Below are 13586 nucleotides of genomic sequence, written 5' to 3'. Positions count from 1 at the left end.
GGATCCATCCTGACGGAACCGGGGTGCAACTCATTGACCTGCGTCAAAATACGTAGATCCGGCCGGGTCGACCCGGTGTCTCGGGCATGGCCGAGATGACGCTTTCTGCTACACTTCGCCCCAACCGCGCCATGCAGCCCGGCTCCCCATGCGTCGGGCGGGAGGGTCGTGGCGGGCGCGACACGACATCAGAGGATGATTGTCCATGAAACGTTTCCCCCTCGCCTCGGCCGTCCTGCTGGCCGGGCTGGTGCTGCCGGCGGTTGCCGACGCCCACACCTTCGGCGCCCATGATGCGGGTTTCGTCCACGGCTTCCTGCATCCGGTCGGCGGCTGGGATCATCTGTTGGCCATGGTGGCGGTCGGGCTGTGGGCGGCGCAGCGCGGCGGTGCGGCGTTGTGGGCGCTGCCGGCGGCATTCGTCACCGCCATGTTCGGCGGCGGCCTGCTGGGCATGGCCGGCATCGGCCTGCCGGCGGTGGAGCTGGGGATCGCCGGTTCGGTCATCGTCCTGGGCGCCTTGATCGCCGCGCAGTCGCGCCTGTCGCTGCCGGTGTCGCTGGCGGCGGTCGCGCTGTTCGCGCTGTTCCACGGCCATGCCCATGGGGCCGAGATGCCGGAGGCGGCGCAGCCGCTGCTCTACGGCCTGGGCTTCGCGCTCGCCACCGCCCTGCTGCATGGGGCCGGCGTCGCCGTGGCCCTGTCGCTGCGCGGTTTCGCCCGCGAAGGCAAGGGCGGGCTCGTCCTGCGCGGCCTGGGCGCGGCCATCGGGCTGGGTGGCGTGGCGCTGGTCACGCTCGCCTGAGTCCGGCTGGCCCGAGTCCGGCTCGCCCGATCGCGGGCGGCGGATTCGTGTGTTGAAGGACGGGGCCGGGAGGAAGACCTTTCGGCCCTTTTCCTGTGCAGGTCAGGCCGGAACAATCGTCTTCCCCTGGTGTTGCAAGCCGGCAGCCCCCACAGGAGACGTCCGGCATGACCAACCACAACGACGCCATTCCGCCCGCCGCTCCGTCCGCGTCGGTTCCCTCCGACCGCGAGGCCGCTGCCGGGGCCACGACAGCGACGCAGAACCGGCGGCCCGAAGATATCGAGCACGAGATCGAGTCGATCCGCGCCCGCATGGACTCGGTGATCGACGAGATCGAATTCCGCCTGTCGCCCGGCCAGATGTCCGGCGGGGTTGTGCAGGTGGTGCGCGACGTTATCCAGGGCGGCGGCGACGGCATGTCCGGCCGGATCGCCCGCGCCGTCCGCGCAAACCCCATTCCCGTGGCGCTGATGGGCGTCGGCGCCCTCTGGCTCGCCTGGGCGGTCGCCCGCACCCCGGAGGCCACCACCGAATTCGACGATTACGATCCCCGCGGCCGACAGTTGGACCCGCGCAGCCGGCATCTGCTGACCGACCTGATCGCCGCCTGCCGCGACGGCTCTGATGCCTTCCGCCGCGCCGACATGACCATCGCCGACCCGGCCTTGTCCTCCCGCCTGGAAACCCTGGCCGACCAGCTCGACCGCAGCGCCATGGAACTGGACGCCGAACTGCGCAACGGCGGCGGCTGGATCGAGACCGCGGGTGACGGCGGCCGGATCTGGTCGCCCCTGCATGGCCTGGCGGAGGCGAGCGCGCGCAGCGTCGTGGCGGGCGTCGGCGGAACGGCCGGGCGGGGCGACCTGCTGGCCCGGCTGGAAAGCGGGCTGGACGGTACGCTGGCCCTGTTCCGCGATGCCCTGCGCGATGCGCCGGACGATCACCTGCAGGTCGTCATCGGCGCCCAGTTCCATGCCGTGGAAACCGCCCGTCATCGCGTCGGCGCGCTGCGCGAAGCCGTGGTCTGAGGAGGGCGGAGCATGCTGGGGTTGAGCCGCCGCCATTATTACGAGCACCGGAACCGTGCGAACGGGCACCATGCGGCCGGGCGCGCCGCCAATGACCGTCGCGGCGGAGGCCGGGACGGGCGCGGGCGGTCGGCGGAAACCCCGTCCGACATTCCCAAGAAGGGATGGAAGGACATCCTGCTGCGGGTATGGGACGAGCAGAGCAAGGACAATGTTTCGATGCTGGCGGCGGGCGTGGCCTATTACGGGCTGCTCGCGATCTTCCCGGCCATCGCGGCACTGGTCTCCATCTACGGCCTCGTCGCCGACCCGGTGATGATCGAGAACCAGCTGAGCCAGATGGGCAGTCTGCTGCCGCCGGAAGCCCTGTCCATCGTCAGCGACCAGGCGCGCAAGGTGGCGACCGCCCCCTCGCAGGGGCTGGGGGTCGGCCTGATCTTCGGCCTGCTGCTGACCCTGTGGAGCGCGTCGCGCGGCACCAACTCGCTGGTGACGGCGCTCAACATCGCCTATGGCGAGCAGGAGACGCGGAGCTTCATCAAGCTGGCGTTGCTGTCGATGGGCCTGACGGTCGCCGGCCTGCTGTTCGTCATCGTCGCCATGGTGATGATCGTCGCGGTGCCGGCCGCGATCAACATCATCGGGCTGCAGGACACGCCGATCGGCTGGATCGCCAGCCTCGCTCGCTGGCCGATCCTGGCGGTGGCGATCATCCTGGGGCTTGCCGTCTTCTACCGCTATGCCCCCGACCGGCGGGAGCCGCAATGGCGCTGGGTCACCTGGGGGTCGGCGGCGGCGACCCTGGTCTGGCTGCTGGGATCGCTGGGCTTTTCCATCTATGTGTCGAATTTCGGCAGCTACAACGAGACCTACGGGTCGGTCGGCGCGGTCGTGGTGCTGCTGCTGTGGTTCAACCTGACCTCCTACGTCGTGCTGCTGGGGGCCGAGCTGAACGCCGAAATCGAACATCAGACCGCCCGCGACACCACCGACCGGGACGGCCGGCCCGCCCGGCCGCTGGGCCAGCGCGATGCCTATGTCGCCGACACGGTGGGCGAGCGCAAGGCAAGCTGATCGGCGAAAATGCCCCTTGGCAGGGCGGCGGCCGCGCGCTATGGTCGCTGTCATGCAACAGGCGCTTTCCATCGCGTCCTCCGGACGCTCCCGATATTTTGGCCGCTGGTTTCGTCCGGCGGCCTAGGAACGCGCATCTGTCGCTTATTCCCGAAGCCGCCCGGACCGACCCGCGGCGGCTTTCGTGTTTGTGACCTCGGCCCTCGACGGGCTGCACATCCTCAGAATCCGAACACGGGCGATCCGGGCGGCCTCATCATCCGCAAGAGAGGTTGTCATGTTCGATTTCGATGTCGTCACCGGCCCCACCCAGCCGCCGCACTGCCCCCCGGCCAACGAACCCGCCGGACCGGCCGGCTCCGAGTCGGCCCCGCAGCCGGCCGGCCTGACCGCCACACGGTCCGCACCGAACCCGGAAATGGAGGGAAAGCCGCGATCCTGAGCCGGGGTCGGGCCGCCGACCGTGGCGTGCAGGCCCCGCATTCCAGCTTTGGACCAAAAAAATCACGAATCCTGCCTATGTTCCGCCGGCTGTTGTCGTATACTCCCTTAGGGCAGACGTGTCCGGGTGGCGGCTGCAGCCGGCCTCACCCTTATGGGTACTACTCGGCGGCGTTCAAATGCGGGCGTTCAAAATTGGGCATCCGGGTTTGGGCGTGTTGGTCGGATCGGAAGAAGGATGACGGATCATGGCGGATGATGCTCTCTCAAGCGTCAGCTCTATGGTGTCCGGCCTCAACGCGTCGATCAAGAACGCGGTCGAGGCCATCAAGAAGTCGCAGAGCAATCAGGCCGTCGGCGATGTCCAGGAATATTCCAAGACGGTCAAGAAATCGGCGCTGACCACCACGGCCGGCGCCACGGACATCGGCGTGCTCGCCAAGAACGCCACCCGCCTGAACGTCGCCAGCACGCTGACAGCGAACGACAAGGTCGATTTCTACAAGTTCAAGGTCACCACCAAGGGTGAGATGACCATGGGTCAGGTCGGCGACGACGGCGTCCGTGTCCAGCTGATGAACCGGCTGGGCCGGGTATTGGCCGACAGCGACCCGAAGTCCGGCGACAATTACGACTCCTTCAAGAAGCTGCAGGCCGGCAATCTGACGGTCGACAAGGGCGACTACACCCTGCGCGTCACCCGCGACAAGGGCCAGTCGGACAAGGACCCCAAGAACTACGCCATGCAGCTGGTGATGGGGAACTACAGCAAGGACTACGACACCGTGGCCAAGGCGCCGGCCAAGGGAGACACCGGCCTTGCGCTGACCACCGGGCAGCAGGCGACGCTGGATGGGCTGAACAGTGCCATCGGCAGCCTGAATTCGATTCCCACCGGCCAGACCGGAACGCAGAAGCTGATGGGCAGCTTCAACCTCTTCGCCTGAGGCATCGGCACCGGCTGTGCTATGACGGTGCGGAGTTCATCCGCGCCGGAGCCTGACCTTGCCCACCGTCACCCTTCTGAGCCCCGCCGATCACCGCCGCGTTCCCTGGAAGAATGGCGGCGGCGTCACCACCGAACTGGCGGTGGAGCCGACCTCCGGCCCGACTTCCGGCCCAAATTCCGATGGGCGCTTCCTCTGGCGGGTCAGCATCGCCGATGTCGTCGAACCCGGTCCATTCTCAGCCTTTCCCGGCTATGACCGCCTGATTGCCGTGGTGGAGGGCGACGGCATGCGCCTTTCCGTCGACGGCGCCCCGCCGGTCGAACGGCGCCGCCTGGACCCCGCCTTCGCCTTTCCCGGCGAGGCGACGGTGTGGTGCGAGCCGACCGCCGGCCCGATCCGCGACGTGAACCTGATGCTCGACCGCGCGTCGGCCACCGGCACCCTGACCCTGCTGGCGGGTCCGGCCGGCCAAGATGCCGGCGGCGATGTGGTTCTGGTCCACGCCCTTGCCGGAACCGTGACCGTCACCCCCGATGGCGGGGACGCTCTGCCGGTTCCCGAAGGACACAGCCTGCTCCTGCGCGACGGCACCGCGCGGGTGGAGGTGCCGGAGGGGGCGGAGGGCGTGTACGCGGAGGTGCGGCGGCGTTAAGACTTCGCCTTCCGGATCAGCTCCGTGTACCAGCGCGCCGAGTCCTTCGGCGTGCGGGCCAGGGTCTGGAAGTCGACATGGACGATGCCGAAGCGTTGGCCATAGCCGCTGCCCCATTCGAAATTGTCCAGCAGCGACCAGACGAAATAGCCGCGCACGTCGGCGCCCTGGGCCATCGCGTCGCGCATCGCGGCGTTGTAGATGGTCAGGTAGTTGATGCGGTGGGGATCGTGGACGGCGCCGTCGGGGCTGACGGTGTCGCTGCCGCCGCAGCCGTTCTCCGTCACCACGATGGGCAGGCGGTAGCGGCGTTGGATGGTCAGCAGTTCGTCCCGGAAAGCGTCGGGGAAGATGGCCCAGCCGACGCCGTGGGTCGGCGAATCGGGCGGCGCGTCGCCCCAGCCGTAACCCCAGGTCCGGGACGGATCGGCTTTGGCGAAGATCGGGCCGTAATGGTTAAGCCCGAACCAGTCCACCGGCCGGGCGATGCGCGCCATGTCGCCGGCCTGCACGTAAGGCTCGATGGCGGCGGCCGTCTGCGGCGGATAATGGCCGAGGATCTGCGGGTCGCAGAAGACGAGGTTCCAATGCTCGTCCAGCAGCGCCGCCGCGGCACGGTTTTCCGGCGTGTCGGTCTCGGGGATCACGACCTGCCGGTTGTGGATCGCACCGATGGAGGCGCCCGGCACCAGATCGCGCAGCACGTCCACCCCGGCGCCATGGGCGAGGTTGACGTGGTGGATGGCGCGCAGATGCTGCGCCCGGTCGACGATTCCCGGCGCCGCCCACGGAATCGCATAGCCGAACAGGGTGAAGACCGAGAATTCGTTGAAGGTGATCCAGCGCGTCACCCGGTCGCCGTAGCGCCGCGCGCAGAGCGCGGCGTAGTCGGCATACCAGCCGGCGCAGTCGCGGGCCGACCAGCCGCCCAGATCCTGCAGGGCCTGCGGCAGGTCCCAGTGATAGAGGCACAGCCAGGGCTCGATCCCCGCCTCCAGCAGCCGGTCGACCAGCCGGTCGTAGAAGTCCAGCCCCGCCTCGTTCACCGCCCCCTTGCCGCGCGGCAGCACCCGCGGCCAGGACACCGAGAAGCGGTAGGCGTCGACGCCCAACCCCTTCATCAGCGCCACATCCTCCGGCATCCGGTGGTAATGGTCGCACGCGACGTCGCCGGTGTCGCCGTTCACCACCCCGCCCTGGGTGCGGCAGCGGACGTCCCAGATGCTGGCGCCGCGCCCGTCCTCGGCCGCAGCCCCTTCGATCTGATAGGCGGAGGTGGAGACGCCCCAGACGAAATTGCGCGGATAGGGGCCGGGCGGATAGGGAAAGGTCGGGTCGGTCATTTCAGGCGGCAATCTCGTTGATGCTGCGGCAGCGGGTCTCGAAATCGTCGGAGATGAATTCGGGGCGCTTGTAATAGCCTTTGATCCAGCTCGCCAGCAGGCAAAGCTCCTCCAGCTTCACCAGCTCGTCCAGCGTCCCTTCGGGGAAGCGGATGCCGAAGCTTTCGGAGATGTATTCCAGAACCTGCTCGACCTGGTCGATCGACAGCTGGATGTCGGTCTCCAGCGTCGCATTCCGGGTCAACAGAGCTTCGTCCACCCCGTATTCGTCGCGGATCAGCTTCACGATCCAACGGAACATGTGCATCCAGTTGGATACACCCTCGATCGACTTGCTCATCGCGACGCTCTGTTCGGGTTGCGCGAAAGGGGTAGGCGACAGCGACTGTACCCATGGATCGTTAAAGAATATCGCAGCCATCATCGCCGCCTCCACCCGGCGCGGCAAAAAACCGCGCGGGATTTGCCATCTGTACGGGCAGTCTCTACCGCAACATGCCCACCTCTTGTGCAGGCTCGTTTGATGTCCGCCACGCTGGACGCAGCCCAGCGACGCGGCACGGCCCATGCATCGCAATGCCGCACAACAGGACAGCGAGGCTTGCGCCATGACACGCGCCACCGAGACACGCGCCACCGACAAGACAGCCGCCCATCCCGTCGACGAGGTGTTGCCGCCCTTGCGGCTGCTGGCGCTGGGGCTGCAGCATGTGCTGGTGATGTATGCCGGGGCCATCGCGGTGCCGCTGATCATCGGCGGGGCGCTGAAGCTGCCCAAGGACCAGATCGCCATGCTGATCAACGCCGACCTGTTCGCCTGCGGCGTGGTCACGCTGATCCAGGCGGTGGGGTTCTGGCGCTTCGGCATCCGGTTGCCGATCATGATGGGCGTCACCTTCGCCGCGGTCGGGCCGATGGTGGCGATGGCGGCCAACCCGTCGCTGGGGCTCTTGGGGATCTATGGCGCGGTGATCGGGTCCGGCATCTTCGCCATGGTGGCGGCACCGCTGGTCGGCCGGCTGCTGCCGCTGTTCCCGCCGGTGGTGACCGGCAGCGTCATCGCCATCATCGGCATCTCGCTGATGCGGGTCGGGGTGGGCTGGGCCGGCGGCGGGGTGGGCAATCCGCGCTTCGGCGATCCGGCCTTCCTGGGGGTTGCCGCCTTCGTGCTGATGACGATCCTGGCGCTGATGAAGCATGGCCGCGGATTCGTCCGCAACGTCGCGGTTCTGCTGGGGCTGGTGGCCGGCATGGTGCTGGCGATGGCGCTGGGCATGGTCAATTTCAACGGCTTGGCCGAAGCACCGTGGGTGGCGCTGGTCCAGCCCTTCCAATTCGGGCTGCCGGTCTTCGACCCCATCGCCATCCTGACCATGTCGCTGGTGATGATCGTGGTGATGATCGAGTCGACCGGCATGTTCCTGGCCGTCGGCGACATGGTCGGCCGCCCGGTCACGCAGGAGGATCTGGTTCGCGGCCTGCGCACCGACGGGCTGGGCACGCTGATCGGCGGCGTCTTCAACACCTTTCCCTACACCTCCTTCTCGCAGAATGTTGGGCTGGTCGGGGTGACGGGCGTGCGCAGCCGTTGGGTCTGCGCGGCGGGCGGGCTGATCCTGCTTCTGCTGGGGCTGCTGCCGAAGCTGGCCCATGTGGTGGCGTCGGTGCCGGCCTTCGTGCTGGGCGGCGCCGGGCTGGTGATGTTCGGCATGGTGGCGGCGACCGGCGTGCGGATCCTGTCGCAGGTCGATTACGCCAACCGGCGCGAGAACCTGATCGTCGTGGCGGTCAGCGTCGGCGTCGGGCTGATTCCGCTGGTGTCGGACAAGTTCTTCTCGCAGATGCCGTCCTTCCTGTCGCCGCTGCTGCACAGCGGCATCCTGCTGGGCACCCTGACGGCGGTGGCGCTGAACTGGTACTTCAACGGCCTGACGACCGGCGACCGCGCCCGCCACGACGTCGCCGCCGCGGCTCAAGGGGTGGAGGCCTAAGAGGGCTGCTGCCGCAGCAGGTCCTTGCTGGCCAGCAGGGAGCCGCCGGCGATCAGGGCGCAGGACACCCAGATGACGCCCGAATTGGGGGCGAGGCCGAACAGGACCAGCAGAAGGGTCGACAGCAGCGGCGCCAGATAGGACAGCGCGCCCAGCGCCCGGATGTCGCCGTGGCGCACGCCATGGTCCCAGACGAAGAAGGCCGCTCCCACCGGTCCCAGCCCCAGCAGCAGCATCGCCCCCCAGCCGGCGGCGGTCTCCGGCCACACCGTCTGCTCCAGCGCCAAATGGCAGAGCAGCGACAGGAGCGCGGTGGCAAGGCAGAAGGCGCTGACGGCATCGGTCGGCGCCTCGCCGAACTGACCCAGCCGGCGGCGCAGCACCGAATAGCCGGCCCAGGTGACGGCGCTGCCCAGGGCCGCGGCATAGCCCGGCAGATGCGCCGGATCGATGGAGAGGCCGCCCTCCAGGCCGCCGCTTCCGCCGCGGGCGATCAGCAGCGCGGTGCCCGCCAGCCCGGCGACGGCGCCGCCGACATGCCACGCCCGCAGCCGCTCCCCCGGCAGCAATGCCGAGAACAGCACGATCAGCAGCGGCCACAGGTAGTTGATCAGGTTGGCCTCGACCGGCGGGGCCGCCTGCAAGGCCATGAAATAGAGGAAGTGGAAGCCGAACAGCCCGCCCACCCCCAGTGCCCAGGCGGCGGGCGGCTGGCGGAAATAGCGCAAGGGGTTGTCGCCGCGCAGCATCGTCCAGCCGCTTCCGACCAGGAAGGCCAGCAGGAAGGAGGTCGCCACCAGCTGGAACGGCGGCACCATCGAGGCCAGCGTCGCCAGCGGGGCCAGTGTCGCCCACATCAGGATGGCGGTGAAGCCGACCAGCGTGGCGCGGTTGACGGCCCGGCGGTCGGGGAGGGTGGGGCGGGCGGCGGCGGACGGAGCGGGCATGATGGGGATCGGTCGGTTGACGTGAATCGGACGACCATAGCCGGTGATCGGCAGGCTGTCTTGACCGTGGCTCCGGCGGGAATTGACCGGTTCTCCGGCGGAAGGACGCGTACGTGTGCCTGTACGCCTGGAAGCCGACGGCGTAGCATGGCTATTCCAACCCGATCCCCAGGAGTCCGACGGCGTGGCGTCCCCGCATCGGCCGAGCGTCAGCACCCGCAGCTACGACGGGTTCGAGCGGCGGCACGCGCATGATCATCACCAGATCGTCCTGCCCATTGCCGGGACCCTCGACATGGAGGTCGGCGGCACTTGCGGGCGGGTGGGCGACGGGTGCGGCGTGCTGGTGGCGGACGGGGTGACGCACAGCTTCCGCAGCGCCGGGACCAATCGTTTCGTCGTGCTGGACGTGCCGGCCGGCGGGCTGGTGCCGGAAGCCGCAGCGCATGCCGGCGACGCCTTCTTCTCCATCGACACGGCGTTGGATGGCTTGGTGCGTTATCTGGCGGCGGAGGCGGCCGACCGGCCGCTCGACCCGGTGCTGGCGCATCATGCGGCCGGGCTGCTGCTGCGCGCCCTGGAATCGCGCCGTCCTGCGCCTGCCGTGCCGGACGATCCGGTGGCGCGCGCCCTGGCCCTGATGGCGGAGCGCTGCGAGGAGCCGCTGACGGTGGCGGAACTGGCCGCCGCGGTCGGGCTGGCGCCCAGCCGCTTCCACGAACGCTTCCGGGCGCAGACCGGCACCACTCCGGCGCGCAGGCTGGCGGAGTTGCGGCTGGACCGGGCGGAGGCGCTGCTGCGCGCCGGAGAACTGCCGTTGGCGGACGTGGCGTTGGCGGTGGGCTTCTCCGACCAGAGCGCCCTGACCCGCAGCCTGCGCCGCCGCCGCGGCACCACGCCGGGGGCGCTGCGGAACAGAGCCTAGACCGCCGCGCGCGCCGCCTCGACGATCACCGCCGCAACGGCGTCCGGGCGCGACAGGTGGGGGGCGTGGCCGCTCTCGACCTCCACCGTGCGGGCGCCGATGCGCGCGGCGGTGGCGCGCAGGAAGTCCGGCGGCAGCATGCGGTCCTGGGTGGCGACGATGTACCAGGCGGGCTTGGCCTTCCAGGCGGCGGTCGTGACCTTGGTCGCGAAGCAGGCTGCTGCCACCGGCCCCTGGGTCGCGGCCAGCAGGGCGGCCTCCCCCGGTGCCAGATCCTGGGCGAAGTTACGGGCCATGCCCTCCGGCGTCAGGGTCAGGAAACGGCCCTTGTCGACCGAGACGCCGGACAGGCCTGCCGATGGCGGGAAGGGCTTCAGCGTGTCGTTCGGCGATTGTCCGGCATCGGGGGCGAAGGCGGCGACATAGACCAGTCCCGTCACCCGCTCCTGATCGCCGATCTGGGTGATGACGGCCCCGCCCCAGGAATGGCCGACCAGCAGCACCGGCCCCTTCGTCCGGTCGATGGCGCGCTGGACATGGGCGACATCGTCGTCGAGCGAGACCAGCGGGTTCTGCACCGCGACCGCCGCCAGCCCTTCCGCTTGCAGGCGGGGTATCACCCGGCTCCAGCTGGAGCCATCGGCGAAGGCGCCGTGGACGAGGATGACGGTCGGGGTGGAGGTCATGGGCTGATGCTCCCGCTGGCGGTCGGACCAATCAGGGAGAACATGCGGCCGGCGGTGCCGTCCAGCCGGGGCGGGGGAGTTTTCCTCTTGGCGGAATTCCTCTGGGCGGAAACGGAGCCCGCTATTCCGCCGGCTGCTTGGACGTCCGCCGGCCGAAGGTGGCGACCCGGTAGACGTACCAGAGGGCGATGCCCACCACGACGATGTTGGACACCGGGTTCAGCCAGCCGGACACCTGCTGATAGCTGTCCTCCAGCAGATAGCCGGCGGTGGCGAGGAAGGTCGTCCAGATCGCGGTGCCCAGGGTGGTGTAGAGCAGGAAGGGCGCCAGCGCCATTTCCGACACGCCGGCGGGGATTGAAATCAGCGTGCGCACCGCCGGGATCATCCGGCCGATCAGCACCGCTCGTCCGCCATGTTCGCGGAAATGGGAAGCGGCCTCGTCCACTTCGTCGGGGCTGATGGTCAGCCAGCGGCCATGGCGTTCGGCCCAGTGCTTCAGCCGGCGGCAGCCGACCCAGCGGCCGATCGCGTACCAGAACAACGCACCCACCAGGGCGCCGGCCGTGCCCGCGACCACCACCAGGGGCAGGCTCATATCCCCGCGTGCGGCGGTGAAGCCGGCAAGCGGCAGGATCAGTTCCGATGGAATGGGCGGAAACAGGTTCTCCGCGAACATCAGCAGAGCCACGCCGAGATAGCCGGTCTGCTCCACCATCCTGACGATCCAGTCGAACACACCCATCCTCCTGCGTCTGCCCAACCGGAGAACACCGGACGGGCCGATTGGTTGCGCCGGGGGGACTCGCAGTCGCCGCAGACCCGGCATATGTTCCCCTAGATGATGGTTTCTGGCGCGGATTGAAGAGAGACGGAATGGCGACGATCAAGCTCGACCGGCATGAGAAGGGGATCCTGGCGGCCCTGCAGGAGAATGCCCGCCTGACCATGCAGGAGTTGGGCGACACCGTCGGCCTGTCGGCCTCCCCCTGCTGGCGCCGAGTGCGGTCGATGGAGGATATCGGCGTCATCCGCCGCTACACGGTCCAGCTCGACCCGCGCAAGCTGGGGCTCGGCGAATGCGTCTTCGCCCATGTCACGCTGGAACGCCACAAGGAGAACGCGGTCGAACAGTTCGAGAGCGCCATCGCCGGCATGCCGCAGGTGCTGGAATGCTTCGCCGTCACCGGCGACGCCGACTATCTGCTGCGCATCGTCGTGCCGACCACCGAGGATTACGGCCGCTTCCTCAGCGAACGCATCTTCTCCATTCCCGCCGTGTCTCACGTCAAATCGAGCGTGACCCTGAAGGAAGTCAAGTTCGAGACCCGGCTGCCGCTGGATCATCTGGAGTGATGCGACAATCGCCCTCTCCCGGGGCGGGAGAGGGATCCGCCTGCTGCAACTCCGCCACCAAATCCGGCGCCAGATCGCCGCCGCCGACCACCGTCACGCGCTCCAGCCCCAGCCAGCCGGCCAGCCGGCGCAGTTCCGCCGCCAGGGGCGGGGCGACGGCCTCGGGGCTGGCGTGGGGTTCGATGTGGGCGGCCTGGACCAGCAGGGTGCAGGCCTTGCGGTCCGACTTCAGGTCGACGCGGGCGGCGATGCGCTCGTCCATCAGGAAGGGCAGCACGTAATAGCCATGCTCCCGCTTGTGGGCGGGGGTGTAGATCTCCAGCCGGATGCGGGCGCCGAACAGGCGCTCGGTGCGCTGCCGTTCCCAGATCAGCGAATCGAAGGGGGAGAGCAGGGCGCGGGCCGGCGCCTTGCGCGGAACCCGCAGGTCGGGGGTGACGTAGGCGATGCTCTCCCAGCCCTCCACCGCCACCGGCAGCAGCTCGCCGGCCTCCACCAGTTCGGCGATGCGCAGGCGGGCGTCGGCGACCTCCAGCCGGTGATAGTCGCGCAGATCACGTTCGGTCGCCACGCCATGGGCACGGGCGGCGATGCGCAGCAGGGCGCGCTGGGCCTCGGCCTCCTCCGGCGTCGGGGTGTCGAGGATGGCGGCGGGCAGCACCCGCTCCGGCAGGTCGTAGAGCCGCTCGAAACCACGCCGCCCGGCGGTGGTGACGAGGCCGGCCCAGAACAGGTACTCCAGCGCCCGCTTGCCGTCGCTCCAGCCCCACCATCCGCCGGCTCCGCGCCCGGCCTCGCTGAGTTCCGAAGCGCCCATCGGTCCGCGCGCCGCGACCTCCGCCAGGACGGAGTCGATGTAGGGGCGGCGCTCGACGGCGAAGCGGGCCAACTCGCCATAGATGCCCTCGCCGCGTTCGGCCCGCGCCATGCGCCAGCGGAACAGCGGCTGCTGCTCCACCGGGATCAGCGACGCCTCGTGGCCCCAATATTCGAACAGCGCCCGCCGCTTGCCGCCATAGGCCAGCCGGTCGAGCAGCGCCGCCTCGTACGGCCCCAGCCGCGAGAAGAGCGGCAGGTAATGGGAGCGCACCAGCACATTGACGGAGTCGATCTGCACCAGCCCCAGCCGGCCGATCATGCGCCGGGCATGGCGGGGCTCCACCGCGGCGGCGGTTGAAGCGTCTTCGGGGACAATGTTGGCGAAGCCCTGCGCCGCGATGGCGACGCGGCGGGCCTCACGCAGGGACAGGCTGTCGGGACGGGGCATGGACCTGCGGGGAAAAAGGAAAGGGGGACGAGCTTGCGAATGCGTTTGATTTTCGTCAAGGCAGGCACGGGGTTCCGGGCTCACGCTGGCGGTCAATCCTGCACCGCAGCACCCGTTT

At 69.0% G+C, this 13586-nt stretch carries 15 protein-coding genes; 9 read left to right on the top strand and 6 right to left on the bottom strand.

Going from position 1 to position 13586, the window contains the following annotated elements:
• Positions 1-205: 205 nt before the first annotated feature.
• From FZ983_RS08105 to FZ983_RS08085, 6 genes are all read left to right on the top strand, one after another.
• On the top strand, positions 206-805 hold the full coding sequence (locus FZ983_RS08105) for a HupE/UreJ family protein (RefSeq protein ID WP_149223025.1): 600 nt from the start codon (positions 206-208) through the stop codon (positions 803-805).
• Positions 806-972: 167 nt separating this feature from the next.
• On the top strand, positions 973-1836 hold the full coding sequence (locus FZ983_RS08100) for a DUF3618 domain-containing protein (protein ID WP_149223024.1): 864 nt from the start codon (positions 973-975) through the stop codon (positions 1834-1836).
• 12 nt (positions 1837-1848) lie between these two features.
• Entirely contained in the window at positions 1849-2910 is a 1062-nt protein-coding gene (locus FZ983_RS08095; protein WP_149223023.1) for a YihY/virulence factor BrkB family protein, read from the top strand.
• Positions 2911-3187: 277 nt separating this feature from the next.
• Positions 3188-3352: a hypothetical protein gene (locus tag FZ983_RS34000; protein ID WP_188092263.1), complete on the top strand. Its 165-nt coding sequence runs from the start codon at positions 3188-3190 to the stop codon at positions 3350-3352.
• 247 nt (positions 3353-3599) lie between these two features.
• A complete protein-coding gene (locus tag FZ983_RS08090; RefSeq protein WP_247883658.1) occupies positions 3600-4298 on the top strand; it encodes a hypothetical protein in 699 nt (232 codons plus the stop codon).
• 58 nt (positions 4299-4356) lie between these two features.
• Positions 4357-4953, top strand: a complete 597-nt coding sequence (locus tag FZ983_RS08085) for a HutD family protein (RefSeq protein ID WP_149223022.1) — start codon at positions 4357-4359, stop codon at positions 4951-4953.
• Here FZ983_RS08085 and FZ983_RS08080 read toward each other — a convergent pair.
• Together FZ983_RS08080 and FZ983_RS08075 are read right to left on the bottom strand one after the other, a co-directional pair.
• Positions 4950-6296 carry a GH1 family beta-glucosidase gene (locus tag FZ983_RS08080; RefSeq protein ID WP_149223021.1) on the bottom strand — a complete coding sequence of 449 codons (1347 nt, stop codon included), beginning with the start codon at positions 6294-6296 and terminating at the stop codon, positions 4950-4952. The two genes, FZ983_RS08085 and FZ983_RS08080, sit on opposite strands and share 4 nt — an antisense overlap.
• A gap of 1 nt (position 6297) precedes the next feature.
• Complete coding sequence (locus tag FZ983_RS08075) at positions 6298-6636, bottom strand: acyl carrier protein (RefSeq protein ID WP_149223020.1); 339 nt, start codon at positions 6634-6636, stop codon at positions 6298-6300.
• 268 nt (positions 6637-6904) lie between these two features.
• Here FZ983_RS08075 and FZ983_RS08070 point away from each other — a divergent pair, with 268 nt between their 5' ends.
• Positions 6905-8287, top strand: coding sequence for a nucleobase:cation symporter-2 family protein (locus tag FZ983_RS08070; RefSeq protein ID WP_247883657.1), 1383 nt, complete (start codon positions 6905-6907; stop codon positions 8285-8287).
• Here FZ983_RS08070 and FZ983_RS08065 read toward each other — a convergent pair.
• Positions 8284-9234: an EamA family transporter gene (locus FZ983_RS08065; RefSeq protein WP_149223018.1), complete on the bottom strand. Its 951-nt coding sequence runs from the start codon at positions 9232-9234 to the stop codon at positions 8284-8286. The genes FZ983_RS08070 and FZ983_RS08065 overlap by 4 nt on opposite strands.
• Before the next feature lie 184 nt (positions 9235-9418).
• On the opposite strand from FZ983_RS08065, the gene FZ983_RS08060 reads away from it, so the two are divergent.
• Positions 9419-10159 (top strand): AraC family transcriptional regulator, encoded by a 741-nt coding sequence (locus FZ983_RS08060; RefSeq protein WP_247883656.1) that lies wholly within the window; start codon positions 9419-9421, stop codon positions 10157-10159.
• On the opposite strand, the gene FZ983_RS08055 is transcribed toward FZ983_RS08060, so the two are convergent.
• Together FZ983_RS08055 and FZ983_RS08050 are read right to left on the bottom strand one after the other, a co-directional pair.
• Entirely contained in the window at positions 10156-10845 is a 690-nt protein-coding gene (locus FZ983_RS08055) for an alpha/beta hydrolase (protein ID WP_149223016.1), read from the bottom strand. The two genes, FZ983_RS08060 and FZ983_RS08055, sit on opposite strands and share 4 nt — an antisense overlap.
• Before the next feature lie 121 nt (positions 10846-10966).
• Positions 10967-11590: a DedA family protein gene (locus FZ983_RS08050; RefSeq protein ID WP_149223015.1), complete on the bottom strand. Its 624-nt coding sequence runs from the start codon at positions 11588-11590 to the stop codon at positions 10967-10969.
• Between the two features lie 131 nt (positions 11591-11721).
• On the opposite strand from FZ983_RS08050, the gene FZ983_RS08045 reads away from it, so the two are divergent.
• Entirely contained in the window at positions 11722-12201 is a 480-nt protein-coding gene (locus tag FZ983_RS08045; protein ID WP_149223014.1) for an Lrp/AsnC family transcriptional regulator, read from the top strand.
• On the opposite strand, the gene FZ983_RS08040 is transcribed toward FZ983_RS08045, so the two are convergent.
• On the bottom strand, positions 12161-13468 hold the full coding sequence (locus FZ983_RS08040; protein WP_149223013.1) for a winged helix-turn-helix domain-containing protein: 1308 nt from the start codon (positions 13466-13468) through the stop codon (positions 12161-12163). The genes FZ983_RS08045 and FZ983_RS08040 overlap by 41 nt on opposite strands.
• Positions 13469-13586 lie beyond the last annotated feature (118 nt).

This window comes from Azospirillum sp. B21, from assembly GCF_008364825.1.
In the GTDB taxonomy this organism is placed as follows: domain Bacteria; phylum Pseudomonadota; class Alphaproteobacteria; order Azospirillales; family Azospirillaceae; genus Azospirillum.
This window is presented reverse-complemented; position numbering and strand designations above follow the sequence as displayed.